The organism is Pseudomonas sp. GNP014, from assembly GCF_054344005.1.
The window spans coordinates 1,467,646-1,493,631 of record NZ_JBTGUS010000001.1; the positions used below are offsets into that span (position 1 = coordinate 1,467,646).

The following is a 25,986-nucleotide window of genomic DNA, read 5'->3' on the forward strand; positions in this document are numbered from 1 at the left end:
ACGGAATGGCGATAAGTTATGAGCTTAATGAGAGGGGCTTATTGCAAATTCATTAGTCAGTGGCTTGGACAATATACGAATGTCGAACCATTCTGACTGTCGTGAGTTTCCAGGAGGAAACTTGCTCTCATCGGAAGAAACTTATCCAACGATAAAGGAAATCTCGTTATGTCGAGCATTAATGGCAGTTATGTAAACGCTAACGCTGGCGCCAAACTGACGATTACCGATGGCAACGACTCCAACGGTACCTTCAGCGGCAAGTTCAGCCAGAATGGCGTGAATTACGACATCGCTTACGGGCATTATCATTTCCAGAACAGCACCGGGCAGCCGACGATCATCACGTTCACCGCACTGAATGACGGTACAGGCTATCAGTCGTGGACACTGTTCTCACCTGATCACAACTACTCTAAAGTTCGTGCGGTGGGTTCGCGTAACAACTTTGATGGCGACGTTGTGGGGCTGGCAGGAGAGTTTATCAAGCAATAATGGTTGATTTGATTAAAAGGCCGGTGCACGAAAGTGCATCGGCCTTTTTTGTTTTGGGGAATATTAATAATCAACGCTCTATTTTTATGAGTTGTCCCCTGAAACCGCGTCAACTGAATTTGATGCGTTGCAGGAATACTTTTAATGCCTGAAAGGCATGCGGTTTTTGCTGCATCGCTGCAGCCCTTATGGCGCGTGGCTTTGGCGAAATTGATCAGTTTCTATATTCCATAAAAGCCTATCCATAACATTAAAGATTACTTTCGGAGATAAGCACCAGGCCCAATGATTCACCCAGCGATTCACCGTGGGGGGTTCAATAAACGGTGGGTAGGCCATTTTTGTAGAGCACGCAAAAAGACCGCAGGGAGTGAATCAATGGGCAATGTCCAGACCGCCGCGAGCGCACAGGAATTGCTGTGGCGTCAGACGCCGAGTGGTGAGCTGGTCGATCTCGGCCGGCCCCACCGCGTGCCGTTGGGGCAGTTGCGTTTGCAGCGTGCGCCCAAGGGCATCCTGAGCCGGCGCGAAAAGTTTCTGCTCGGTGTGCTGGCGCTGCTGGCGCATGGCGCGGTGATCTACTGGATCAATCAGCATCCGACACCGGCATTGCCGATTGTGCCGCCGGAAATTCCACCGATGACCATCGAGTTTTCGCGCCCGGCGCCTCCCGCGCCGCCAGTGGTCGAGCCGCCGCCACCGGCGCCGGTAGTCGAACCACCGCCGCCGGTGGAGGACGAGCTGGCCGTTAAACCGCCGCCACCGAAACCGGTTCCCAAACCCAGGCCGGTGGTGAAACCCGCGCCGAAGCCCGCGCCCAAAGCCGTCGCGCAACCGCCCGCGCCGCCACAACCGCCCGCGCCGGTGGCGGCGCCTGCACCACCGGCTCCACCCGCACCGGCCCCGCTAACGCCGGCATCAGCGAACGCCGCGTACCTGAAGAACCCGGCGCCGGAATATCCGTCGCTGGCTCAGCGTCGCGGTTGGGAGGGCACTGTATTGCTGCGCGTGCATGTGTTGGCCAGCGGCAAACCGGGTGAGATCCAGATTCAGAAAAGCAGTGGCCGGCAACCACTCGACGACGCCGCGTTGAATGCGGTGAAACGTTGGAGTTTTGTCCCGGCCAAGCAGGGTGATGTCGCCCAGGACGGCTGGGTCAGCGTGCCCATCGACTTCAAGATTCACTAAACCGAAACCAAATTCGCGCGAAATGTTTACACGAGGGAACACATCATGACGTTACTGGCATCTCCACTGGAATCCATCGAAAGCGCGGTGATCTGGCTGCTGGTGGTTTTTTCCGTCGCGACCTGGGGGCTGGCGCTGCTCAAGGCTGTGCAGTTCGGTCGTCTGAAGGCGCAGGATCGCAAGTTTCATAAGCGCTTCTGGGCGGCGTCGAGTCTGGATGCTGCCGCCGAGTTGAGCGAGACCCAACCCGGCGCCGCCGCCCGGGTAGCCCAGGCGGGTTACGCGGCGATTCAGGTGGGCGAGGCGCCGCAGGCCAATGACCTGAGCCAGGCGATCAACCATCAGGATCGACTCGAACGTGCCTTGCGTCAGCAGATCGTCCGTGAGCGCCGCTCGCTGGAAACCGGTCTGGCGGTGCTCGCGAGTATCGGCAGCACCTCGCCGTTCATTGGTTTGTTCGGCACGGTGTGGGGAATCATGGAAGCGTTGAAAGGTATCAGCGCCGCCGGTTCCGCCAGCCTGGAAACCGTGGCCGGCCCGATTGGCGCGGCACTGGTCGCCACCGGCGTGGGAATCGCCGTCGCGGTGCCGGCGGTGCTGGTTTACAACTACTTTTTGCGGCGTCTGAAACTGACCGCCGCGGATCTGGATGACTTCGCCCACGACTTCTACAGCCTGGCGCAGAAGAGTGCGTTCCGCGTCCTGATTCACCCGACCGCGCACAAGGTTGCAGCCCCGGGTACTGCGGCAAAAGTGAAGGAGGCGTCCTGATATGGCCTTCTCCACGCAAGACAGTGACGAGGTGCTCAGCGAGATCAACGTGACGCCGCTGGTGGACGTAATGCTGGTGCTGCTGGTGGTGTTCATCGTGACCGCGCCACTGCTGACCAACGCGATTCCGATCAACCTGCCGAAGACCGAGGCGGTGGCGCCGGTCGAGCAGAAAGACCCGCTGGTGGTGAGCATCGACGGCGCCGGCAAGCTGTTTATCAACAAGGATGAGATTCAGCCGGACGTGCTGGAATTCAACCTCAAGTCGGCCAAGGCGAAAGACCCGCAAGTGCGCGTGCAACTGCAGGCCGACGACGGGGTGAACTACGGCGAAGTGGCGCGAGCCATGGCTTCGATCGAGCGGGCAGGAATTACCAAATTGTCGGTGATCACCGCGCGGTAACAGATTCAACGTTTTTCCGGGGCCGTCTCCTTGGCAGGGTGCGGCCCTTTTTTTATTCCTGGCATTAAAAGCAGAACCCTCACCCTAGCCCTCTCCCAGAGGGAGAGGGGACTGACCGAGGTAATTGTTCAGGTACGCCGACCTGATATTTCGAGCCGAACTCAAGATTTGAACGGCATGAAGATCGGCTCCCTTCCCCCTCGCCTCCTTGGGGAGAGGGTTGGGGTGAGGGGAAAAAGATTTCAAGCCATGCACACATCGCATATTCATTTCAGGTCTTAATAAATAGCTTCTTATTCCTTAACGAATATAAATCCCCTCCCTATACTCGATCAGGAACAGACACGCCGCAGGAGAGCTCCCCATGCGCAACGAATCAATCCGTTACCTGATTGTGCCGGGCTGGCAAGGATCGCCAGAAGATCATTGGCAAACCCACTGGCAGAACAGCCTGCCGAACAGCGCGCGGGTGGAGCAGGCCGATTGGCTGACGCCGCGCCGGGAAGACTGGGTTGCCGCACTGGCCGAAGCCATTGCCGCCGACAGCACCGCGGTGATCCTCATCGCTCATAGCCTCGGCTGCGTCACCGTTGCGCATTGGGCGGCCACTGCGCCTGTGCAGTACCTGCGTCAGGTCCGCGGTGCCTTGCTCGTTGCGCCGGCGGATGTCGAGCGCCCGACCTGTGCGCCGGCGCTGCGCAATTTCGCGCCGATCCCGATGGATTTATTGCCGTTTCCGAGTCATGTGGTCGCCTCCGACAACGACGCCGCTGTCAGCGCTTCGCGTGCGCTGGAACTGGCGCGTAACTGGGGCGCCGAAGCGGGGATTCTTTCCGGGGCCGGGCATATCAACGTCAAGTCCGGGCATCAGCGCTGGGAGCAGGGTTTCGCCTACCTCTATCGCCTGCAAAACCGCCTGGAGCATCACGCGCGGCGTCGCGCCTGAGTCGTACATTTTCTTTTTGATCGCCCCCGTCTCCCGGCGGTTGTGGGCGGGAGTCTGCCATGAGTTTTGAAACGTTCGGTCAGCCGTTGCTGACCTTTCCCGATGCGGAAAAAAGTCCCCTGAGCATCCGCGCCAAGGCGCTGGTGTTTGTCGATCCGCGCTCGCGTCAGTTGCGTGAAGAGCTGGAGCAACTGGCCCCGCGTTCGATCTCGGTGCTGATTCGCGGTGAGACCGGTACGGGTAAAGAACTGCTCGCCCGCCACATCCACCGCGCCAGTGATCGCAGCGGTCTGTTCGTTTCGGTCAATTGCGGCGCGATCAGCCCGACCTACGCCGATGCCGAGCTGTTCGGCTATGCCGCCGGCAGTTACGCCGGTTCGGCCAGCAGCCGTGCCGGCTGGTTCGGTTCGGCCAATGGCGGCACCTTGTACCTGGATGAAATCGGCGACCTGCCGCTGCCGATCCAGATCAAATTGCTCGCCGCTCTGGAAAACCACGAAGTCACCCGCGTCGGCGCCCATCAGCCGAGTCCGGTGGACGTGCGCCTGGTGGCGGCGACCAGCATCGACCTGGCGCAAGCGGTGGACGCGGGGAAATTCCACGAACGGCTCTATCACTACCTCAGCGAAGGGCAACTGGAACTGCCGGCGCTGCGCGAGCGAATCGGCGACATCCTGTCATTGGCCGAATATTTTCTCGGCATCTACAGCCAGCGTCTCGACCTGCCGGTGCCGTTGATCAGCGAAGCGGCGCAACATCTGCTGGAGCGCCACAGCTGGCCGGGCAACACCCGCGAGCTGGAAAACGTCATTCACTTTGCGCTGTTGGTCAGCACTGGGGAGGAAATTCTCCCGGAACACCTGAACCTGCCCGACGCTTCTGGCCCGCACCTGCAGATCGAACGACTGGTCACGCAGATCAACATCGGCGGCAGCGTTGACGAGCGTAAGGCGTTGAAAGATTTGCTGATTGGTTTGAGTCAGCGCTTGTGACCGTTTTGTCCTGTATGAGCAAAATGGAATATCAAAGTGAATAAACGTTATTGTCCGGGAATAAAAAATCCCGGTATTGTCCGCTTCACGCCAGAGATAGCACTTCACTGGCACACGTATTAAATAGCCGTCGCCCTCTGCGACCGTGATTTTCGATAAGGACACTGCATGAAAAAGGTTCTGTTGTTTACCGCACTGGCGGCTGCTCTGACTGCTTCCCTGGCCAACGCTGGCGAGAAACTGGTGGTCGCGGCGACCCCGGTGCCGCACGCCGAAATCCTCGAGCTGATCAAGCCGACCCTGGCCAAAGAAGGCGTGGATCTGGAAATCAAAGTCTTCACCGACTACGTGCAGCCGAACGTGCAAGTGGGCGAAAAGCGCCTGGACGCCAACTACTTCCAGACCAAGCCGTACCTGGACAGCTTCAACGCTGGCAAATACAAGGATGACAAGTCCAAGTACCTGGTCACCGTGCAAGGCGTGCACGTTGAACCGTTCGGTGGCTACTCGAGCAAGTACAAGACCCTGGCTGAACTGCCTGACGGCGCGACCATCGCGATCCCTAACGAAGGCAGCAACAGCGGTCGCGCCCTGATCCTGCTGCAAAAGGCTGGCCTGATCGAGCTGAAAGATCCGAAAAACGCCCTGGCGACCCCGAAAGACATCGCCAAGAACCCGCACAACTTCAAGTTCAAGGAACTGGAATCGGCCCTGCTGCCACGTGTGCTGAAGGAAGTTGATCTGGACATGATCAACACCAACTACGCGCTGGAAGCCAAGCTGAATCCGACCAAGGATGCGTTGGTGATCGAAGGCGCCGATTCGCCTTACGTGAACTTCCTGGTGGCCCGTGAGGACAACAAGAACAGCGACGCCATCAAGAAACTGGCCGCTGCCCTGACCAGCCCGGAAGTCAAAGCGTTTATCGAGAAGAAGTACAACGGCGCGGTATTGCCGGCGTTCTGATCTGACGCTTGAGTGAACCCCTTCAAGGTGTGAAAACGCCGATGGCCAGTGATGGGCATCGGCGTTTTTGTGTGCGTGCGGAAAGCGGCCCTCACCCTAACCCTCTCCCAGAGGTAGAGGGGACTGAATGGGGGATATTGACGCAATACGCCGACGTGAAAGATCTTTGCTGAATCCATAATCGACTCGGTCTTTCAGGTCGATGTATGACGCCAGACACCTCGGTCAGCCCCCTCTCCCTCGGGGAGTGTATGTACCGGACACATGGTGGACAGGTGTTCGGAGACATGGTGGACACTTTTTAATAGGCACATTGCTCATCACTAAGGAGATGACCTGTGTCTTGGGAAGAGGTGTCCACTGTGCAGCTTCGTTCAGAATTCGTGCTTTTGGCTCGGCAAGAAGGGGCCAATGTCCGGCAGCTTTGCCGTCGATTTAATATCAGCCCAAGCACCGCCTATAAATGGCTTAACAGGTTTGAAAACCTGGGTGCAGAAGGACTGAACGATCAGTCTCGACGACCGAAGACATCACCCAAGCGATGTGCTGATGAGGTTGAACAGCAGATTCTGACCGTGAGTCAGGAGTACGCGGCCTGGGGCGCTCGCAAGCTCAAACGTGTGTTGGAAGACAACGGCTTAGTGATGCCTTCGGTCAGTACCGTGCATGCGGTTTTACAGCGTCATTCACGCGTTGATCCAAAGGCCGCCGAGATCAAACCGTTTATCCGTTTTGAGCATGAAGCGCCCAACGATCTTTGGCAGATGGACTTCAAGGGGCATATCAGTCTGGGTCAGGGGCGTTGCCATCCGTTGACGATGCTGGACGATCATTCGCGGTTTTCACTGTGCATCGCGGCGTGTATCAATGAGCAGCGCGACACCGTCCAGGAGCATCTGGTCCGGGCCTTTCGGCGCTATGGCCTGCCTTTGCGCATGACGATGGACAACGGCTCTCCATGGGGTGATCAGACAGGCGTTTATACCGCGCTGGAGGTCTGGCTGATGAGTCAAGGCATCAAGGTCGGCCACTCACGACCTTATCATCCGCAAACCCAAGGAAAGCTGGAACGCTTCCACCGCAGTCTGAAAAATGAAGTCCTCCAGGGTCAGCACTTTAACGATCTCAACAGCGCGCAACGGGCGTTTGATATCTGGCGTGATATTTACAACCAGAAGCGCCCGCATCAAGCGCTGGACATGCAGGTTCCTGCTACTCGGTACAGCAGCAGCTCAAGGGAATATCAGGAGCAACCCGCAGCGCCGGAGTACGACGATGGTGATGTGGTCAGGAAGGTTCAGGTAAAGGGCGAGATCTACTGGAGGAACCGTGAATACACAGTCGGGAAAGCTTTTTACGGGAAGTCAGTAGCTATCCGGGAAACGACGGAGGACGGCATCCACGATGTCTACTGGAGTAGACATCGCATCGCCCGAATCGACTTGAACTTGCAGATCGTTACAGCAGGTAAGAAGATCTAAAACCGTCCACCATGTCTCCGGTACATACAGGGAGAGGGCTGGGGTGAGGGGCTTTTGACTTACGCTGCAGCCTTCAACGCCCGCCTCAACGCCACGAGCAATTTCACAATGTCCTGCGGATCCAGTCGCTGCGGCACTTTTACGTCCATGTTGTCTTCCTTGTAAGGGTTTGGCCGGGGGAGTCTGGCCAAAAGCTGTTCGTCCTTGGAGGGCTTTCGTGCAAAAAAGATCCTTCCTACAGCGCAAAGGAAAATAGCCTTCTTATTCCTTCCCGGCAAACCCACAAGATAGTTTTTTGGGTGATATCAATATGCTTTAACGGTATTTAAATTCTCTTTTTTATACCTATAAAGTCACCTCCTGCCGGACAGCCACCCGCTGCCCATGGACTGCACCACCGTCGCTTATCAAGCGGCGTACAGGACGTTTCATGACTCTCGATTACGCGTTCATCCTCAGCACGCTGCCGGCGTTTCTCAAAGCCGTGGGCGTGACGCTGCAGGTCGGTTTCATCGCCATCGGCACCTCGCTGCTGGTGGCGTTGCTCAATGCGACGATTCTGGTGTTCCGCACGCCTTACCTGCAGCGCGCCGTCGGCCTGTATGTGGAACTGGCGCGCAACACGCCGCTGCTGATTCAGCTGTTCTTCGTCTACTTCGCCTTGCCGGCCATCGGCATCAAGGTGTCCGGTTTCACTGCCGCGATCATCACCATGACGTTTCTCGGTGGCGCCTACCTCACCGAAGTGCTGCGTGCCGGCGTCGATGCCGTACCGCAGGCGCAGCTGGAATCGGGGCGCTCCATCGGCCTGTCCCACGGCCAGTTGCTGCGCTACGTGATCCTGCCGCAAGCGGGGATCCTCAGCCTGCCGTCGCTGTTCGCCAATTTCATTTTCCTGCTCAAGGAAACCACCGTGGTCTCGGCGGTGGCCGTGCCGGAAATCCTCTACACCACCAAGAGCTACATCGCGCTCTACTACAAAACCTACGAAATGCTCGCCGTGTTGACGCTGATTTGCGTGCTGCTGTTCTTGCCGCTGTCGCTGCTGCTCAGCCGTCTGGAAAGGAGGCTCCAGCATGGCCAGTTCGGGTCTTGAACTGCTCTGGGTGTCGTTGCCACAACTGGCAAAAGGCGCCGGGCAAACCTTGTCGATCTCGTTCCTGAGCATTGCTATCAGCACCGTCGGCGGTGTGCTCTACGGCGTGTTGCGCACGCTCAACGTGACGTGGCTGAACGCAATCCTGCGAGTGTATCTGGAGCTGTTCCGGGCGATCCCGGTGCTGGTCTGGTTGTACCTGCTGTTTTTCGGCCTGCCGATTTTCTTCGGCCTGAGCCTGCCGAGCTTCTGGTGTGCGGTGCTGGTGCTGTCGCTGTGGGGCGCCAGCGAGGTCGGCGAGGTGGCGCGTGGGGCGCTGCATTCGTTACCGCGCGGGCAGCGTGAAGCAGGGCTGTCGATCGGCCTGAACGCTGCGCAGCTCTACGGCTACGTGCTGTTGCCGCAAGCGCTGAAACGCATGACGCCGCCGACCATCAACGTCTACACGCGGATCATCAAGACCAGTTCGCTGGCGGTGCTGATCGGCGTGGTCGATGTGATCAAGGTCGGCCAGCAGATCATCGAGCGCACCTACGAATCGGTGTTGATCTACGGCGCGCTGTTCCTGTTTTTCTTTTTCATCTGCTACCCGCTGTCGGCCGCCTCGCGCGTGCTGGAGCGGCGCTGGACGCAAGCATGAGCGCATTGATCGAGTTTCACGGCTTCAACAAATTCTACGGCGAGCAGCAGGTGCTCAACGGCATCGACCTGCAAGTGCGCAGCGGCGAAGTGATCGTCATTCTCGGCCCCAGCGGCTGCGGCAAAAGCACCTTGCTGCGTTGCCTCAATGGTCTGGAACAGGCCCACAGCGGCAGCCTGAAATTTGTCGGCCGCGAGCTGCTGGACAAGGCCACTGACTGGCGTGAAATCCGTCAGCAGATCGGCATGGTGTTCCAGAGTTATCACCTGTTCCCGCACATGAGCGTGCTCGACAATTTGCTGCTCGGCCCGCTCAAGGTGCAGAAACGTCAGCGCCGCGAAGCGCAGCAGCAGGCCGAAGCCCTGCTCGAACGGGTGGGCCTGGCGGACAAGCGCGATGCGTTTCCACGCCAGCTCTCCGGCGGCCAGCAGCAACGCATCGCCATCGTCCGTTCGTTGTGCATGAACCCGCGGGTCATGCTCTTCGATGAAGTCACCGCGGCCCTCGACCCGGAAATGGTCAAGGAAGTGCTGCAAGTGATTCAGGGCCTGGCCCGCGAGGGCATGACCCTGCTGATCGTCACCCACGAAATGGCCTTCGCCCGCGCGGTGGCCGACCGCATCGTGTTCATGGATGCCGGGCGCATCCTTGAACAGAACCCGCCCGAGATTTTCTTTACGAACCCGCAAACCGCACGCGCGCAGCAGTTTCTGGAGAAGTTCTCCTTCGTTGCAACACTGCCAAAAACGAATCCGACAAAGGAACTGGAACCGTTATGAAAACTGCCGCTTTTTTACTGCCCCTGCTGAGCCTCGCCTTACTTGCCGGTTGCAGCAAAACCGAAGAACCGCCGAAGCCGAAAGTCGCCAGCGAAAGCACCGCGCCGGCCGGTTATCTGGACAAGATCAAGGCCCGCGACAAACTGATCGTCGGCGTCTTCACCGACAAGCCACCGTTCGGTTTCGTCGATGAGGCCGGACGCTACGTCGGCTTCGACACCGACATCGGTCGGCGTTTCGCCAAGGATCTGCTCGGTGACGAGAACAAGGTCGAGTTCGTTGCCGTGGAGCCGGCGAGCCGCATTCCGTTCCTGCAAAGCGACAAGGTCGACCTGATCCTCGCCAACATGACCGTGACCCCGGAGCGCAAGGACGCGGTGGAATTCACCAACCCGAACCTCAAGGTCGCGGTGCAGGCGCTGGTGCCGCAAAGCAGTTCGGTGAAGAGCCTCAATGATCTGGCCACCCGCACCACCATCGTGACCACCGGCACCACGGCGGACATCTGGCTGACCAAAAATCATCCGGACTGGAAACTGCTCAAGTTCGAGAAAAACACCGAGTCGCTGCAAGCCCTGGCCAATGGCCGTGGCGATGCGTATGCGCAGGACAATCTGGTGCTGTTCAGCTGGGCCAAGCAGAACCCGGGCTACCGCGTGCTGGACGAAAAACTCGGTGCAGAAGCACCGATTGCGCCGGCGGTGAAGAAGGGCAATATCGAGCTGCGTGACTGGGTGAATAGCGAGCTGACCAAGCTGGGCGAGGAGAAGTATCTGCTCAAACTGTACGACCAATATGTGCGTAAGGAACTGAGCGATGACACCAAGCCTGAGAGCGTGATTGTCGAGGGTGGCAAGTGGCAGGGGTGATTGTCTGTTGAGTCGTGGTGAGGCCTGCCCCTCACCCCAGCCCTCTCCCGGAGGGAGAGGGAGCCGACCGAGGTGTCCTGCATTAGAGATCGACCTGACAAACCGGGTCGATTATGGATTCACAGAAGCATTTCAGGTCGGCGTAATTCACCAGCATCCCCCAATCAGTCCCCTCTCCCTCCGGGAGAGGAAGCCGACCGAGGTGTCCTGCTTAGACATCGACCTGACAAACCGGGTCGATTATGGATTCACAGAAGCATTTTCAGGTCGGCGTAATTCACCAGCCTTCCTCAATCAGTCCCTCTCGCTGCGGGAGAGGGAGCCGGCCGAGGTGTCCTGCTTAGACATCGACCTGACAAACCGGGTCGATTATGGATTCACAGAAGCATTTCAGGTCGGCGCAATTCACCAGCCTTCCCCAATCAGTCCCCTCTCCCTCCGGGAGAGGGAGCCGACCGAGGTGTCCTGCTTAGACATCGACCTGACAAACCGGATCGATTATGGATTCACAGAAGCATTTTCAGATCGGCGTAATTCACCAGCATCCCCCAATCAGTCCCCTCTCCCTCCGGGAGAGGGAGCCGACCGAGGTGTCCTGCATTAGGCATCGACCTGACAAACCGGGTCGATTATGGATTCACAGAAGCATTTTCAGGTCGGCGTAATTCACCAGCCTTCCTCAATCAGTCCCTCTCGCTGCGGGAGAGGGAGCCGACCGAGGTGTCCTGCTTAGACATCGACCTGACAAACCGAGTCGATTATGGATTCACAGAAGCATTTTCAGGTCGGCGCAAATCACCAGCATCCCCCAATCAATCCCTCTCGCTGCGGGAGAGGGAGCCGACCGAGGTGTCCTGCTTAGACATCGACCTGACAAACCGAGTCGATTATGGATTCACAGAAGCATTTTCAGGTCGGCGCAAATCACCAGCATCCCCCAATCAATCCCTCTCGCTGCGGGAGAGGGAGCCGACCGAGGTGTCCTGCTTAGACATCGACCTGACAAACCGGGTCGATTTTGGATTCACAGAAGCATTTTCAGGTCGGCGCTATTCACCAGCATCCCCCAATCAGTCCCCTCTCCCTCCGGGAGAGGGTTAGGGTGAGGGGCTTTTAATCCGGCCAGTTCCATGCCGGTTCATCCAGCACTCGCTGCCCGACAATCCCGGTCTGCCCCAGGGTTTTCTCCAGCACAATGCAATTGCACTCCGGGTCTTCCTGCAGCGCCGAAATCAACCGTCGCGCATGGGACACGACCCACACCTGACACTGCTGCGATGCACGGATGATCAATCGTGCCAGCGCCGGCAACAGGTCCGGATGCAGGCTGGTTTCCGGTTCGTTCAGCACCATCAACGACGGTGGTCGTGGCGTCAGCAACGCGGCGATCAGCAGCAGATAACGCAATGTTCCGTCCGACAGCTCTGCCGCCGACAGTGGCCGCAGCAAGCCTTCCTGATAAAACTCGATGGCAAAACGTCCACCGCCGACGGGGGTAACATTCAGGCGGGCGCCGGGGAACGCATCGCTGATTGCTGCGTGCAATGCTTCCGGATCGCCGATTTCGATGATGGTCTGCAAGGCTGCCGCCAGGTCACGGCCATCGTGATGCAGCACTGGCGTGCGGGTGCCCAGTTGCGGTTGGCGCACCGGGGCGTCGGCATCGCTGCGAAAGTGATCGTAGAAGCGCCAGCGGCGGATGAACTCGCGCATCTGGAACACTTCTGGCGAGCTACGCAGGCTGCCGACCTGATCGAACAGGCTGTCGAAGTTCGGCGTGTGCTGCGCCAGCACGTCCCAGCCTCGACCCTCGCGAGCGCGGATCATCGGACCATTGCGGTCCACCAGCAGACTGGCGGGGCGATACAGTGGTCCGGCCCAGATGCATTCGCGCTTGATCTCTGGGTCGAGGGAAAAGAACGAGCGGGTCGGGGCGGGCAGACCCAAGGCGATCGAATAACTGAACTCCTCCCCGGCAAATCCCATGCGCAGGCGCATCGGCGACTGGCGCACGCTGCCCTCGATCGCCACATCGCCGTTGTGCATGCGCCGGGTGAGGGTTTCCGGTCCGGCCCAGAACGTCGACTCCAGCCCGCCTTCACGCGCCAGCGCATTGACCACGCCGCCCTGAGCGGTCTCCGCCAGCAGGCGCAGCGCACGGTACAGGTTGGACTTGCCACTGCCGTTGGGGCCGGTGATCAGGTTCAGCCGGCCCAGCGGAATCACCAATTTATTGATCGAGCGGTAATTGGCCACCGCCAGGGTTTTGAGCATGGGCGTTTCCTTTGCCGGAACCGTTAGTGTGCCGTGCCTGCAGCCCTGTGGCGAGGGAGCTTGAGCCCGCCGGGCTGCGAAGCTGGCCCAACTCCCGATTCGAGCGGTTTTGCGACTGTTGCGCAGTCGAGCGGGAGCCAGCCCCTTCGCCGCAAAAATCATTTTGAAAATGCGTTGTTCCCGCGAGCGAACGTTGAACCCTGTTCTAAGCTCACAGTCGTATCGTCACTTGCACGTTCGTACACAGGAAGGAGTCTGCATGGCGAGTCCCGGATTGAAAACAGTTGTCGTGCTGAGCCTGCTTACGTTGCTGACCGCTTGCGGCAAAAAAGAAGCCCCGGCGCAGTACCTGCCGCGGGTCTTTGTGCAAGAAGTGAAACCCGCTGACTACGCGCCAGCCGTGACCCTCACCGGCGACGTTCAGGCCCGGGTGCAGACCGAACTGTCGTTCCGGGTCGGCGGCAAGATCATCCAGCGCATGGTGGATGTGGGCGACCGGGTCAGCGCCAAACAGGTGTTGGCCAAACTCGATCCCAAGGACCTGCAGACCAACGTCGATTCCGCGCAAGCCCAGGTCATCGCCGAGCAGGCGCGGGTCAAGCAGAGCGCGGCGGCGTTCGTGCGCCAGCAAAAACTTCTGCCCAAGGGTTACACCAGCCAGAGCGAATACGATTCCGCCCAGGCGGCGTTGCGCAGCAGCCAGAGCGCATTGAGCGCGGCGCAGGCGCAATTGGCCAACGCCAAAGATCAGTTGAGTTATACCGCGCTGATCGCCGATGCACCGGGAGTGATCACCGAACGTCAGGCTGAAGTCGGGCAAGTGGTGCAGGCCACCGCGCCGATTTTCTCGCTGGCCCGCGACGGCGCCCGCGATGCGGTATTCAATGTCTACGAATCGCTGCTGGCCGAGCGCCCGGCGGACCGTTCGATTGTCGTCAGCCTACTCGACAACCCCGCGATCAAGACCACCGGCACGGTGCGTGAAATCACCCCGGCGGTGTCGGCGCAGTCCGGCACGGTGCAAGTCAAAGTCACCCTCGACAGCCTGCCACAGGGCATGCAACTGGGCTCGGTGGTCAGCGCCACCGCCAAGGGCAGCGGCAAGTCGGCGGTGGAATTGCCGTGGTCGGCGCTGACCAAAAACATCAGCGATCCGGCGGTGTGGATGGTCGACGAAAAAGGTGAGGCGCAGTTGCACAGCGTGACGGTTGGCCGCTACCTGATCGGCAAGGTTGTCATCAGCGATGGCCTCAAGGGTGGGGAAAAAGTCATTGTCGCCGGTGGCCAGTTGTTGCATCCGGGGATGAAGGTCGAGATTGCCGAAAACACCTACAAAAGTCTGCAGCCGGGAGCACAGCCATGAAGCGACTGGGGCTGTTATCCATCGGCGTATTGCTCGCTGCCTGTTCGAAACACGAGCCGCCACCGGAGCCGGTGCGGCCGGTGCTGTCGATCAAGGTGCAGGCGCTGAACGAGGAAACCCTCGGCCGTTTCGCCGGCAGCATTCAGGCGCGTTACGAAAGCAACACTGGCTTTCGCGTGGGCGGACGTATCGCCAGCCGTAACGTCGATGTCGGTGCCGAGGTGCAAAAGGGCACGCTGCTCGCCACTCTCGACCCGTCCGATCAGCAGAACCAGTTGCGTTCGGCCCAGGGCGACCTGGCCAAGGTCCAGGCACAACTGATCAACGCCCAGGCCAACGCCCGCCGGCAGCAGGCGCTGTTTGATCGCGGCGTGGGCGCGCAGGCGCAGCTGGACATTGCCACCACCGACCTGAAAACCACCCAGGCCTCACTGGATCAGGCGCGCGCGGCGGTCAATCAAAGCAAGGATCAGCTCGGCTACACCGAACTGCGTTCAGACCACAAAGCGGTGGTCACCGCGTGGAACGCCGAGGCCGGGCAGGTGGTGACGGCGGGGCAGCAAGTGGTGACCCTGGCGCAACCGGATATCAAGGAAGCGGTGATCGACCTGCCGGACACCCTGGTCGATGAGATCCCTTCCGATGTGGTGTTTCTGGTGGCCGGGCAACTCGACCCGAGCATCAACACCACGGCGACCCTGCGCGAGATCGAGCCGCAGGCACAAAGCGCCACCCGCACCCGTCGCGCACGGCTGACCCTGGCCGACACCCCGGACGGTTTCCGTCTCGGCACGGCGATCAGCGTGACCCTCAGTTCGGCGATCAAACCGCGCATCGAATTGCCCGCCACCGCGCTGCAGGAAGTCGATGGCAAATCCCGTATCTGGGTCATCGACACCCAAAGCAAAACCGTCAGCCCGCGCGACGTCAGCGTGATCAGCCGCACCGACGGCAGCGTGGTGCTCGCGGGCGGCGTGAAGAACGGTGAGCGCGTGGTCAGCGCCGGCGTCAACAGTCTCAAACCCGGACAATCCGTGAAACTTGACGAGGACAGTCAATGAAAGGCTCTTTCAACCTCTCCGAATGGGCCCTCAAGCATCAGTCTTTCGTCTGGTATCTGATGTTCGTCGCGTTGTTGATGGGGGTGTTCTCGTACTTCAATCTGGGGCGCGAGGAAGACCCGTCGTTCACCATCAAGACCATGGTGATCCAGACCAAATGGCCGGGTGCGACCCAGGAGGAAACCCTCAAGCAGGTCACCGACCGCATCGAGAAAAAACTCGAAGAACTCGACTCCCTCGACTACGTGAAAAGCTACACGCGCCCCGGCGAATCGACGGTGTACGTGTACTTGCGCGACACCACCAGCGCCAAGGACATCCCGGAAATCTGGTACCAGGTGCGCAAGAAAATAGATGACATTCGCGGGCAGTTTCCCAAGGGCATTCAAGGGCCGGGGTTCAACGACGAATTCGGTGATGTGTACGGTTCGGTGTATGCCTTCACCGCCGACGGCCTGACCATGCGCCAGTTACGCGACTATGTGGAACAGGCGCGAGCCGAGATCCGCAATGTACCGGGGCTGGGCAAGATCGAAATGATCGGCCAGCAGGACGAAGTGATTTACCTGAATTTCTCCACCCGCAAACTCGCAGCGTTAGGCATCGATCAGCGTCAGGTGGTGCAGAGCCTGCAATCGCAGAACGCCGTGACCCCGGCCGGTGTCATCGAGGCCGGGCCGGAGCGCATATCCGTGCGCACCTCGGGGCAGTTCGCTTCGGAGAAAGATCTGGCCGAGGTCAATCTCAAGCTCAACGACCGTTTCTATCGCCTGGCCGACATCGCCGACATCAGCCGGGGTTACGTCGATCCGGCCACGCCTGAATTTCGCTTTGACGGCAAACCGGCGATCGGTCTGGCGATTGCCATGCAGAAGGGCGGCAACGTTCAGGCGTTCGGCAAGGCCCTGCACCAGCGCATCGACGAGCTGACGGCCGATCTGCCGGTCGGCGTCGGCGTGCACACCGTGTCCGATCAGGCGGTGGTGGTGGAAGAGGCCGTCGGTGGCTTCACCAGCGCGCTGTTCGAGGCGGTGATCATCGTACTGGTGGTGAGCTTCATCAGCCTCGGCGTGCGCGCCGGGCTGGTGGTGGCGTGCTCGATCCCGCTGGTGCTGGCGATGGTGTTTGTGTTCATGGAATACAGCGGCATCACCATGCAACGGATTTCCCTCGGCGCGTTGATCATTGCCCTCGGCCTGTTGGTGGACGATGCGATGATCACGGTGGAAATGATGGTCACGCGCCTGGAAATGGGCGAAAGCAAGGAGCAGGCGGCCACGTTCGCCTACACCTCCACGGCGTTTCCGATGCTCACCGGTACGCTGGTGACGGTGGCCGGTTTCGTGCCCATCGGCCTCAACGCCAGTTCTGCGGGTGAGTACACCTTCACCCTGTTCGCCGTGATTGCCGTGGCGATGATCGTGTCGTGGGTGGTGGCGGTGTTCTTTGCCCCGGTGATCGGTGTGCACATTCTCAGCACCAATGTGAAACCCCATGAAGCCGAGCCGGGTCGCGTCGGTCGGGCCTTCAATGGCGGTTTGCTGTGGTGCATGCGCAATCGCTGGTGGGCGATCGGCATCACCGTGCTGCTGTTTGTGCTGGCCGTGTTCTGCATGCGCTTCGTGCAGAACCAGTTTTTCCCGTCCTCGGATCGCCCGGAAATTCTGGTCGATCTGAACTTGCCACAAAACGCCTCCATCGACGAAACCCGCAAGGCCGTCGACAAACTCGAAGCCACGCTCAAGGGCGACCCGGACATCGTGCGCTGGAGCACCTACATCGGTCAGGGTGCAATCCGTTTCTACCTGCCGCTCGACCAGCAATTGCAGAACCCGTACTACGCGCAACTGGTCATCGTCAGCAAAGACTTCGAGGCCCGCGAAGCGCTGAGTCAGCGCCTGCGCGAACGCCTGCACAAGGATTTCGTCGGTATCGGCAGTTACGTGCAGGCGCTGGAAATGGGCCCGCCGGTGGGGCGGCCGATCCAGTACCGGATCAGCGGCAAGGACATTGATCAGGTGCGCAGGCACGCCATCGACCTGGCCACCGAACTGGACAAGAACCCGCACATCGGCGAGATCATTTACGACTGGAACGAGCCGGGCAAAGTCCTGCGCATCGACATCGCCCAGGACAAGGCACGCCAGCTCGGGCTGTCGTCCGAAGACGTGGCGAACCTGATGAACAGCATTGTCAGTGGCGCGCCGCTGACTCAGGTCAACGATGATATTTACTTGATCAACGTGGTCGGCCGTGCGGTGAGCTCGGAACGCGGCACGCCGGAAACCCTGCAGAATTTGCAGATCGTCACACCGAACGGCACGTCGATTCCGCTACTCGCGTTCGCCACCGTGCGTTATGAGCTGGAACAGCCGCTGGTATGGCGCCGCGACCGCTTGCCGACCATCACCATCAAGGCATCGGTGCGCGACGAGATCCAGCCGACCGACCTGGTGAAACTTCTCAAGCCGTCGATTGATGCCTTCGCGGAAAAACTGCCGGTCGGTTACAAAGTCGCCACCGGCGGTACGGTCGAGGAGAGCGGCAAGGCTCAGGGGCCGATTGCCAAGGTGCTGCCATTGATGCTGTTCCTGATGGCGACCTTCCTGATGATCCAGTTGCACAGCGTGCAGAAGATGTTCCTGGTGGCGAGTGTCGCGCCGCTGGGGCTGATCGGCGTGGTGCTGGCGCTGGTGCCGACGGGCACGCCGATGGGCTTCGTGGCGATCCTGGGGATTCTGGCGCTGATCGGCATCATCATCCGTAACTCGGTGATCCTGGTAACGCAGATCGACGAGTTCGAGCGAAACGGTTCTGCGCCGTGGGATGCGGTGGTGGAAGCGACCGAGCACCGGCGCCGGCCGATCCTGCTGACTGCAGCGGCGGCGAGCATGGGCATGATCCCGATTGCCCGGGAAGTGTTCTGGGGGCCGATGGCGTACGCGATGATCGGCGGGATTGTGGTGGCGACGCTGCTGACGCTGCTGTTCCTGCCGGCGCTGTATGTGGCCTGGTACAAGATCCGCGAACCGAAGAAGGATTGAGTCAACAGCGGCCCTCACCCTGGCCCTCTCCCAAAGGGAGAGGGGACGGACCGAGGTGTCTGGCGCTATTTATCGACCTGAAAAATCGGGTCGATTATGGGTTCAGCCACGTTGGGTCAAGTCGGCGTACTTCATCAATATCCCCCAATCGGCCCCTTCTCCCTTTGGGAGAGGGTCAGGGTGAGGGGGGGGCTGACTCAACTCAAGCCTTACGCCAAACGCTTGCTAACCAAGGCTGCTGCTCACGCGGTAATCCCGCCGGGCGGTAGTAATGCTCAAGCTCGACAAACCCCGCCGCCGTCAGCAACCCTTGCCACGCCTCAAGATCGTGATACGAGCCATACCGCGGCCCGTTCCAGCCCTCCTGGTTATCCCCGCGCGGATTGGAGCTGAACAACACGCCACCCGGTTTCAACGCGCCGTGCAATTGCTTCAATACCCGTGGCAACTCCTGCAACGGCACATGAAAAAGCACCGCATTGGCAAAGATCCCGTCGAAGCGTTCAGCCGGCAGATCGAGCTTCAGAAAGTCCTGCTGCAACACTTCACAGCCACTGTCCTCGCGGGCCATTCGCGCAAACTCTTGCGAACCATCCAGCCCGACGGCGATGTGACCCATGCGCGTGAACGTCTGCAAATCCCGTCCCGGGCCACAGCCAAAGTCCAGAACCGTGAACGGCGCCGTGCCTTGAATATGCCGCAGCAATGCATTGATGTTCTGGCTGACGTCGTGATCGCGGGTGCCTTCGCGGAAGTCTTCGGCCACCGAGTTGTAATGGCCGAGGGTGGTGGCGGTGATCTGTTCGAGATCGCTGGGGGTCTGCTTCATGGTCGGGATACGCGGGCAGTTGGGATTCGCCGAATATACGCCATGAAGCGGGGCGGCTGCGCAGCCCATCGCGAGCAGGCTCACTCCTGCATTTGAAATGCATTCCCCTGTAGGCGTGAGCCTGCTCGCGATAGCGTTTGTGAAGTCGCTGCATGAGCCCGGCCAGACTCAGCGCTTGTTCAACCCCCGCGCCAAGCGGTCTCCACCCAACTGAATCACCGCCACCAATGCCACCAGCAACACAATCACCGTCAACATGATCTGGCTGTCAAAGCGCTGATAGCCGTAGCGATAGGCGATGTCCCCCAAGCCGCCGGCACCAATCGCCCCGGCCATGGCTGACGAGTTGATCATCGTTACCAGGGTAATGGTGAAACCGCCGACAATCCCCGGCAGCGCTTCGGGCAACAGCACATGCCAGACGATATGCCAGCGCCGGCATCCCATCGCCTGCGCCGCTTCGATCAAACCATGATCAACCTCGCGCAGACTCACCTCGGCAATCCGCGCAAAGAACGGCGTCGCGGCAATGGTCAGCGGCACCACGGCCGCCCACACACCGTAGGTAGTGCCGACGATCAGCCGGGTGAATGGAATCAGTGCGACCATCAGAATCAGAAACGGAATCGAGCGAAACAGGTTCACAAACGCCCCGAGTGCGCGATTCAACACCGGTGCTTCGTAAATCCCGCCCTTGTCGCTGGTGACCAGAATCACCGCCATGGGAATCCCCACCAGCAGCGCGATCAGCGACGACACACCGACCATCAGGAAAGTGTCGATAAAACCCTGCAGCAAGCGATCAAACCACATAACCCAGCACCTCCACCCGTTGCGCCCATTGCCCGGCACGTTCGCGCAATTGCTCGGCGCTCGCCGCGGAACTGCTGACGGCCAGCAGCAATTGCCCCAGCGCATGGCCCTGAATCCGCTCCACGCCGCCCTGCAACAACTTCACCCGACCACCGAGCGCGGCGAACAACGCCGCCAGATCCGGCTCGTCGCGGGCAGCGCCGGTCAATTGCAGGCGCAGCACCACTGCCGCGTCGCCAGAGGGTGGCGAGGCATGCAGACGGCTTTGCAGTTCTTCCGGCAAGGCGTGTTGCAGCGGCGCGAGCAAGGTCTGGCTGACCTCGTGCTGCGGATTGCCGAACACTTCCCAGACCGGGCCTTGTTCGACGACGCGCCCGTGCTCCAGCACCACCACGCGGTCGCAGATTTCGCGGATCACTGCCATTTCGTGGGTGATCAATACGATGGTCAGGCCCAGGCGCTGGTTGATCTCGCGCAGCAGGCCGAGGATCGACTGGGTGGTCTCCGGATCGAGCGCGGAAGTGGCTTCGTCGCAGAGCAGAATATCCGGGTCATGCACCAATGCCCGGGCGATGCCGACACGCTGTTTCTGTCCGCCGGACAGCTGCGCCGGGTAGCTCTTGTGCTTGGCTTGCAGGCCGACCAGTTCAAGCAATTCGCGGACTTTCTGCTCGCGCTGTGCTTTTGGCACGCCAGCGACTTTCAGCGGCAGTTCGACGTTCTGCCAGACGGTCTTGGCCGACATCAGGTTGAAGTGCTGGAAGATCATGCCGATGCGTCGGCGCAGGTTGACCAGGCGATCCTCATCGAACTCGCCGATATCGACCTGGTCGATCAGTACCCGCCCCGACGTCGGCTGCTCCAGACGATTGATCGTGCGGATCAACGATGACTTGCCGGCGCCGCTGCGGCCGATGATGCCAAACACTTCACCGCGCTGAATCGCCAGATCAATGCCCTGCAGCGCAGCGACCGGGCCTTGCCGGCCGTCGTAGGTTTTACCCAGGCCGATGAAGCGTACGTGGGCGCGGTTCAGCTCGGGGTGCAGTTCGGTTCTTTCAGCATGTTTGGGCTCTGGAGTTTCCAGTCGCCGTTGGATCGCGGCCGTCATGCTCAGCTTTCCCAACCGGCCTGGTACAACTTGCCGTGAGCCTTATCCAGCGCGGCGCGCACGGCTGGCGAGTGCTGGTAGATATCGACGAACTTGATCAGGCGCGGATCATCTTTGCTCTTCGGCTGGATCACGAACTGGATCACGTATTCCTTGTGGTCGAGGCCGTCGAACAGCAGCGCGGAACCGGCATCGAAGGTCTTCGCCAGACGGATGTAGGCAGGGTAGCCCTGGACCAGATCGGCGTCGTCATAGGCACGCACCAGTTGCACGGCTTCGACCTGGAGGATTTTGATTTTCTTCGGATTGGCGACGATGTCGTCTTCGGTGGCCTTGTAACCGACGCCCGGTTTCAGGCTGATCAACCCGGCCTTGGCCAGCAGTTGCAGGCCGCGCCCGCTGTTGATCGGGTCGTTGGCGATGGCGACGCTGGCGCCCTCGGGCAACTCGTCGAAGCTTTTGTATTTCTTCGAGTAGAGGCCAACGTTGTTGATGATCCCCGGGGCGAACGGCACCAGGTCAAAACCGGAAGCGGCCTTGGCGTTTTCGAGGAACGGGATGTGCTGGAAGTAGTTCACGTCGATGTCGCCGGCGGCGAGGCTGACGTTCGGCGCGATCCAGTCGGTGAACTCCACCAGCTCGACTTTCAGGCCTTGCCTGGAAGCCTCTTCGACGGCGGCTTCCAGCGGGATGGCGAAGGCGGCGGTGGTGCCGATTTTCAGTGGAGCGTCGGCAGCGAACACCGCCGAGCTGAACAGGCCGAAGGCCAGGGCCAGTGCTTTGACTGGGTGGGTCAGGCGTTTCTTGGTCATGATGGTTTTCCAGTCAGTGCATTGATTATGTGGTGTTGGGTCGGGCCTCTTCGCGAGCAAGCTCGCTCCCACAGGGAAATGCATTCCAAATGTGGGGGCGAGCTTGCTCGCGAAGCTTTTAATGCCGGTACGCAGCAGCGGTGTGTTGCTCGGGGAGTTGCGCCTCGCCGTGAAACAGCTTCTCGCGCAAGCTGCCGCTGTCATACGCAGTCTTGTACGACCCACGCCGCTGCAACTCCGGAATCACCAGCTCGATGAAATCGACATAGCTTTCCGGGGTGACGATGCGGGTCAGGTTGAAGCCGTCGAGGCCGGTTTCGGCGATCCACGATTCCAGCTCGTCCGCCACTTGCTCAGGCGAGCCGACCACGGTGATGTAGCGGCCACCGAGGGCGTGCTGGTCGAGCAATTTGCGCCGGGTCCAGTCGTTGTTCTGCAGGTTCTTGGTCGCGGACTGGATGGCGTTGCTTTTCACGTACTGGATCGGTTCGTCGATTTCGTACTGGGAAAAGTCGATGCCGGTGGACGCTGAAAAGTGCGCCACGCCAGCCTCGGCACTGGCATAACTCAGGTACTCGGCGTGCTTGGCCCAAGCGGCTTCTTCGGTGGCGCCGACAATCACGTTGAGGCCCATGAACACCTTGATGTCCTCGGGATTGCGCCCGGCCTCGACCGCGCTGGCGCGAACCTTGTCGACTTGCACCTTGGTCGACGGCTTGTTCTGGCCGCTGATGAACACGCACTCGGCGTGACGCCCGGCGAACAGCAAGCCGCGATCGGAGCTGCCGGCCTGGAACAGCACCGGTGTGCGCTGCGGCGATGGCTCGCAGAGGTGATAACCCTCGACCTGATAGAACTCGCCCTTGTGCTCGACCTTGTGCACTTTTTCCGGGTTGGCGTAGATTCGCTGCGCACGGTCATTGAGCACCGCGCCGTTTTCCCAACTGCCTTCCCAGAGTTTGTAGAGCACCTCCAGGTACTCGTCGGCCTGGTCGTAGCGCCGGTCATGCTCGACCTGCTCGCGCAGGCCCATGGCCTTGGCGGCGCTGTCGAGGTAACCGGTGACGATGTTCCAACCCACGCGACCACGGCTCAAATGATCGAGCGTCGACATGCGCCGGGCGAACAGGTACGGCGGTTCGTAGGTGAGGTTGGCGGTCAGGCCGAAACCGAGGTTTTTGGTGACAGCAGCCATGGCCGAGACCAGCAGCAGCGGATCGTTGACCGGTAGCTGGATCGACTCTTTGAGCGTGACGTCCACCGAGTTCTGATAGACGTCGTACACCCCGACGATGTCGGCGATGAACAACCCGTCGAACAGCCCGCGTTCCAGCAACTGCGCCAGTTCGGTCCAGTATTCAATGCTGTTGAACCGGGTCGAGGTGTCGCGCGGATGCGTCCACAAACCGTGGTTGATGTGGCCGATGCAGTTCATGTTGAACGCGTTGAGCAGGATCTTTTTCTTGCTCATCAGATAGTGCCCCGCAGCGGCGGCTTTTCATCGTTGAGGTAGTAATTACCCACTGCGTGATACTTCCAGCGCACCGGGTCGTGCAGGGTGTGCACCCGAGCGTTGCGCCAGTGGCGGTCGAGGCCGTGCTCGATCAGGGTGGCCTGACTGCCGGCCAGTTCGAACAGGGTGCTGCCGGCGGCCAGGGAGATCTCGGTGCTGATGGCGCGTGCTTCTGCAACGGCGATCGACGCCGCCGCGACAGTCTCGGCGGTGGTCTCGGCTTGCGCGATGTCGAGGAATTCGCCGGAGCGTTCGAGCAAGGCTTCGGTGGCGTGCAGGCGAATACTCAAGTGGCCGAAACTCTTGAGGGTCAGCGGGTCTTCGGTAGCCTTGTCGTTGCCGGAGTCGATCCACGGACGAGTTTTGCTGCGCACGAAGTGCAGCGCGTCCTCATACGCGGCACGGGCGATGCCGGTGTCGATGGCGGCGTGAAGGATCTGCGCCAGCGGGCCGACCGTGGTCGGACGCTCGAAGGCACTCTGGAACGGGATCACGTCTTCGGCGGCGACGTAGACGTCTTCGAACACCACCGAACCGCTGCCGGTGGTGCGCTGGCCGAAGCCGCTCCAGTCGTCGATCACGGTCAGGCCCTGGCTGTCACGCGGGACGAATGCCAGTTGTTGCACGCCGTTTTCATCGACCACGGAAGTCGGAATACGCTGGGCGTAAATCGCCCCGGTCGAGTAGAACTTGCGGCCATTGATGCGATAGCCGTCACCGTCGCGCTTGAGGCTGGTGACGCGGTCGTGGGCGGTTTTGGTGCCCAGTTCCGCCAGTGCGTTACCGAAGCGCTGGCCGGCGAGCACTTCGGCGTACAGCCGTTGTTTCTGCGCGTGACTGCCGTTCACCCGCAGCACTTCGAGTGCGTAGAAATGATTCTGCGGAATCTGCCCGAGCGAGCCGTCAGCCTGAGCGATCAGGGCGATGACTTTGGCCAGGGTCACGTTGGATACGCCGGCGCCGCCGTATTCCTTGGGCACGCTGATGCCCCAGAGGCCGGAGCGGGAAAACACGTCGAGTTCCGGCAGCGGCAGACGCCGTTCACGGTCGCGCACGGCGCTGTCGCGTTTGAAATCTTCGGCCAGGTCGCTGGCGACGATCAGGGCTTGCTCATCGCTGGTGATGACCGCGACGGAGTGAGAATAAGTCATGTGTTTCTCCAGAGATCTGGTCAAAAGTGTGCGGTCGTTAAATCCAGGAGTGACGAGCCGGCAAAGTACCGTTCAGGCGATAGGCGCCGACCGCGTGATACTTCCAGCGCACGGGGTCATGCAGGGTGTGCACCCGGGCGTTGCGCCAGTGGCGGTCGAGGTTGAATTCGGCGAGGGTCGCGCGGCTGCCGGCCAGTTCGAAAAGTTTTTCGCTGGCCAGCAGCGAGATCTCGGTGGTCAGCACTTTGGCTTCGGCCACGGCAATCGAGGCGCGGGCGGCGGACTCGGCGGTCAGTGGCGCAGCGTGCACCAGATCGAGTACCTGCCCGGCCTTGCGCAGCAGCGCTTCGGCGGCGTGCAGTTCGATTTTCAGTTTGCCGATGTCGGCGATCACGTAGAGGTCATCGCTGGCGCGCTCGACCTTGGCGTCGATCCACGGCCGGGCACGGGTTTTGACAAACTCGATGGCGTCGTCGATGGCACCACGGGCGATGCCGGCGTCGATGGCCGCCTGAATGAGCTGCGAGACGGCGCCTTGAGTATTCGGGGTTTCGTTGATCTTCCAGTTGTCGACCACCAGGCTCGACTCGACACGCACGTTGTTCAGCAGGATCGTGCCGCTGGCGGTGGTGCGCTGACCGAAGCCCGACCAGTCATCAACGATGCGCAATCCCGGCGTGCCACGGCGGACGAAGGCCAGCACTTGCTTGCCGTCATCGTTGAGTGCCTTGACGGCGACCCAGTGCGCGAACAGCGCGCCAGTGGAATAGAACTTCTGGCCGTTGATCACGTAGTCATCGCCATCGGCGGTGATGCGCGCCTTCAATTCCAGGGTGTTTTTCGTACCGCGCTCAGGGCCAGCATTGCCGATGCGCCAGCCTTCCAGAACACTCTGGAACAGCTGCTTTTTCTGCGCCTCAGTGGCGCTGCCGAGCACCAGGTTGAGGATGCCGAACTGGTTCTGTGGAATCTGTCCCAGCGCCGGATCGGCGGCGGAAATGATCGCGAACACTTCGGCCAGGGTAACGAACGAAACTTGCGGGCCACCGTACTCACGCGGGATGGCGATGCTGCCCAGGCCGCTGCGGGTGAACTGTTCGATTTCCGACCACGGCAGCTTGCGCTGGCGGTCGCGCCTGGCGGCCTGCACACGGGCGACTTGCGCCAGCTCATGGGCGGCCTTGATGGCTTGGGCGTCGTTGCGCAAGACCTGCGCGGGCAACAACAACGGGGCGATGTCCAGATCCGACTGGACGTTTGCGTCTGCCAGACTGGACATCAGTGCCGCTCCTTGGCTGCACGCAATGCCCTGGCGATCTGCACTGGGGTGATTGTGTTCCGGACCATACTACCTACCTCACATCTCATGAAAAACGCCGCAAAAGTGCG

The 25,986-nt window shown here is 60.3% G+C and carries 23 protein-coding genes; 15 read left to right on the forward strand and 8 right to left on the reverse strand.

The annotated features are described in order from the left end of the window. Positions 1 to 168 precede the first annotated feature (168 nt). The 12 genes from ACXX9E_RS06710 to ACXX9E_RS06765 all read left to right on the forward strand — a co-directional run bounded on the left by ACXX9E_RS06710 (position 169) and on the right by ACXX9E_RS06765 (position 10,626). A complete protein-coding gene (locus tag ACXX9E_RS06710) occupies positions 169 to 495 on the forward strand; it encodes a hypothetical protein (RefSeq protein WP_123470484.1) in 327 nt (108 codons plus the stop codon). A gap of 378 nt (positions 496 to 873) precedes the next feature. Continuing rightward, on the forward strand, positions 874 to 1,683 hold the full coding sequence (locus ACXX9E_RS06715; protein ID WP_458555207.1) for an energy transducer TonB: 810 nt from the start codon (positions 874 to 876) through the stop codon (positions 1,681 to 1,683). A 45-nt stretch (positions 1,684 to 1,728) separates the two neighbouring features. Further along, positions 1,729 to 2,454: a MotA/TolQ/ExbB proton channel family protein gene (locus ACXX9E_RS06720; RefSeq protein WP_128614635.1), complete on the forward strand. Its 726-nt coding sequence runs from the start codon at positions 1,729 to 1,731 to the stop codon at positions 2,452 to 2,454. 1 nt (position 2,455) lies between these two features. After that, entirely contained in the window at positions 2,456 to 2,857 is a 402-nt protein-coding gene (locus ACXX9E_RS06725; RefSeq protein WP_123470489.1) for an ExbD/TolR family protein, read from the forward strand. 364 nt (positions 2,858 to 3,221) lie between these two features. Further along, positions 3,222 to 3,803 carry an alpha/beta hydrolase gene (locus ACXX9E_RS06730; protein WP_458555208.1) on the forward strand — a complete coding sequence of 194 codons (582 nt, stop codon included), beginning with the start codon at positions 3,222 to 3,224 and terminating at the stop codon, positions 3,801 to 3,803. A 59-nt stretch (positions 3,804 to 3,862) separates the two neighbouring features. Continuing rightward, positions 3,863 to 4,795 carry a sigma 54-interacting transcriptional regulator gene (locus ACXX9E_RS06735; RefSeq protein WP_222833897.1) on the forward strand — a complete coding sequence of 311 codons (933 nt, stop codon included), beginning with the start codon at positions 3,863 to 3,865 and terminating at the stop codon, positions 4,793 to 4,795. Between the two features lie 168 nt (positions 4,796 to 4,963). Beyond that, complete coding sequence (locus ACXX9E_RS06740) at positions 4,964 to 5,761, forward strand: MetQ/NlpA family ABC transporter substrate-binding protein (RefSeq protein WP_123470494.1); 798 nt, start codon at positions 4,964 to 4,966, stop codon at positions 5,759 to 5,761. Positions 5,762 to 6,099: 338 nt separating this feature from the next. Further along, a complete protein-coding gene (locus tag ACXX9E_RS06745) occupies positions 6,100 to 7,242 on the forward strand; it encodes an IS481 family transposase (protein ID WP_409202038.1) in 1,143 nt (380 codons plus the stop codon). A gap of 430 nt (positions 7,243 to 7,672) precedes the next feature. After that, a complete protein-coding gene (locus tag ACXX9E_RS06750) occupies positions 7,673 to 8,338 on the forward strand; it encodes an amino acid ABC transporter permease (RefSeq protein ID WP_123470496.1) in 666 nt (221 codons plus the stop codon). Next, the gene (locus tag ACXX9E_RS06755) at positions 8,319 to 8,978 is read left to right on the forward strand and encodes an amino acid ABC transporter permease (protein WP_047290785.1); all 660 of its coding nucleotides are present in this window, start codon (positions 8,319 to 8,321) and stop codon (positions 8,976 to 8,978) included. The genes ACXX9E_RS06750 and ACXX9E_RS06755 overlap by 20 nt, the downstream gene beginning before the upstream one ends. After that, a complete protein-coding gene (locus ACXX9E_RS06760; RefSeq protein ID WP_123470498.1) occupies positions 8,975 to 9,757 on the forward strand; it encodes an amino acid ABC transporter ATP-binding protein in 783 nt (260 codons plus the stop codon). The genes ACXX9E_RS06755 and ACXX9E_RS06760 overlap by 4 nt, the downstream gene beginning before the upstream one ends. Next, positions 9,754 to 10,626 carry a transporter substrate-binding domain-containing protein gene (locus ACXX9E_RS06765; RefSeq protein ID WP_336348006.1) on the forward strand — a complete coding sequence of 291 codons (873 nt, stop codon included), beginning with the start codon at positions 9,754 to 9,756 and terminating at the stop codon, positions 10,624 to 10,626. The genes ACXX9E_RS06760 and ACXX9E_RS06765 overlap by 4 nt, the downstream gene beginning before the upstream one ends. Before the next feature lie 1,113 nt (positions 10,627 to 11,739). Here ACXX9E_RS06765 and ACXX9E_RS06770 read toward each other — a convergent pair. After that, on the reverse strand, positions 11,740 to 12,900 hold the full coding sequence (locus tag ACXX9E_RS06770) for an AAA family ATPase (RefSeq protein WP_186748055.1): 1,161 nt from the start codon (positions 12,898 to 12,900) through the stop codon (positions 11,740 to 11,742). 259 nt (positions 12,901 to 13,159) lie between these two features. Between ACXX9E_RS06770 and ACXX9E_RS06775 the strand changes: the two genes are divergently transcribed. Genes ACXX9E_RS06775 through ACXX9E_RS06785 form a run of 3 tightly spaced genes read left to right on the forward strand, consistent with a single transcriptional unit; the run spans position 13,160 to position 18,368 of the window. After that, positions 13,160 to 14,263 (forward strand): efflux RND transporter periplasmic adaptor subunit, encoded by a 1,104-nt coding sequence (locus ACXX9E_RS06775; protein ID WP_128616563.1) that lies wholly within the window; start codon positions 13,160 to 13,162, stop codon positions 14,261 to 14,263. Further along, complete coding sequence (locus ACXX9E_RS06780; RefSeq protein ID WP_128616562.1) at positions 14,260 to 15,324, forward strand: efflux RND transporter periplasmic adaptor subunit; 1,065 nt, start codon at positions 14,260 to 14,262, stop codon at positions 15,322 to 15,324. The genes ACXX9E_RS06775 and ACXX9E_RS06780 overlap by 4 nt, the downstream gene beginning before the upstream one ends. Then, positions 15,321 to 18,368, forward strand: a complete 3,048-nt coding sequence (locus ACXX9E_RS06785) for an efflux RND transporter permease subunit (RefSeq protein ID WP_128616561.1) — start codon at positions 15,321 to 15,323, stop codon at positions 18,366 to 18,368. The genes ACXX9E_RS06780 and ACXX9E_RS06785 overlap by 4 nt, the downstream gene beginning before the upstream one ends. A 202-nt stretch (positions 18,369 to 18,570) precedes the next feature. Here the strand turns inward: ACXX9E_RS06785 and ACXX9E_RS06790 are convergent, their stop codons facing one another. The 7 genes from ACXX9E_RS06790 to ACXX9E_RS06820 form a co-directional block, all read right to left on the reverse strand. Then, positions 18,571 to 19,197, reverse strand: coding sequence for a class I SAM-dependent methyltransferase (locus tag ACXX9E_RS06790; protein ID WP_128616560.1), 627 nt, complete (start codon positions 19,195 to 19,197; stop codon positions 18,571 to 18,573). 168 nt (positions 19,198 to 19,365) lie between these two features. Further along, positions 19,366 to 20,010 carry a methionine ABC transporter permease gene (locus ACXX9E_RS06795; protein WP_034151854.1) on the reverse strand — a complete coding sequence of 215 codons (645 nt, stop codon included), beginning with the start codon at positions 20,008 to 20,010 and terminating at the stop codon, positions 19,366 to 19,368. Continuing rightward, on the reverse strand, positions 20,000 to 21,121 hold the full coding sequence (locus ACXX9E_RS06800) for a methionine ABC transporter ATP-binding protein (RefSeq protein WP_123470510.1): 1,122 nt from the start codon (positions 21,119 to 21,121) through the stop codon (positions 20,000 to 20,002). Before ACXX9E_RS06800 ends, ACXX9E_RS06795 begins: the two co-directional genes overlap by 11 nt. Positions 21,122 to 21,123: 2 nt before the next feature. After that, positions 21,124 to 21,933 (reverse strand): MetQ/NlpA family ABC transporter substrate-binding protein, encoded by an 810-nt coding sequence (locus tag ACXX9E_RS06805; protein WP_123470511.1) that lies wholly within the window; start codon positions 21,931 to 21,933, stop codon positions 21,124 to 21,126. 118 nt (positions 21,934 to 22,051) lie between these two features. Then, the gene (locus ACXX9E_RS06810; protein ID WP_128616558.1) at positions 22,052 to 23,404 is read right to left on the reverse strand and encodes an LLM class flavin-dependent oxidoreductase; all 1,353 of its coding nucleotides are present in this window, start codon (positions 23,402 to 23,404) and stop codon (positions 22,052 to 22,054) included. Further along, positions 23,404 to 24,597 carry an SfnB family sulfur acquisition oxidoreductase gene (locus ACXX9E_RS06815; RefSeq protein ID WP_123470515.1) on the reverse strand — a complete coding sequence of 398 codons (1,194 nt, stop codon included), beginning with the start codon at positions 24,595 to 24,597 and terminating at the stop codon, positions 23,404 to 23,406. Before ACXX9E_RS06815 ends, ACXX9E_RS06810 begins: the two co-directional genes overlap by 1 nt. Positions 24,598 to 24,634: 37 nt before the next feature. After that, positions 24,635 to 25,876, reverse strand: coding sequence for an SfnB family sulfur acquisition oxidoreductase (locus ACXX9E_RS06820; protein ID WP_447807749.1), 1,242 nt, complete (start codon positions 25,874 to 25,876; stop codon positions 24,635 to 24,637). Between the last annotated feature and the right edge of the window lie 110 nt (positions 25,877 to 25,986).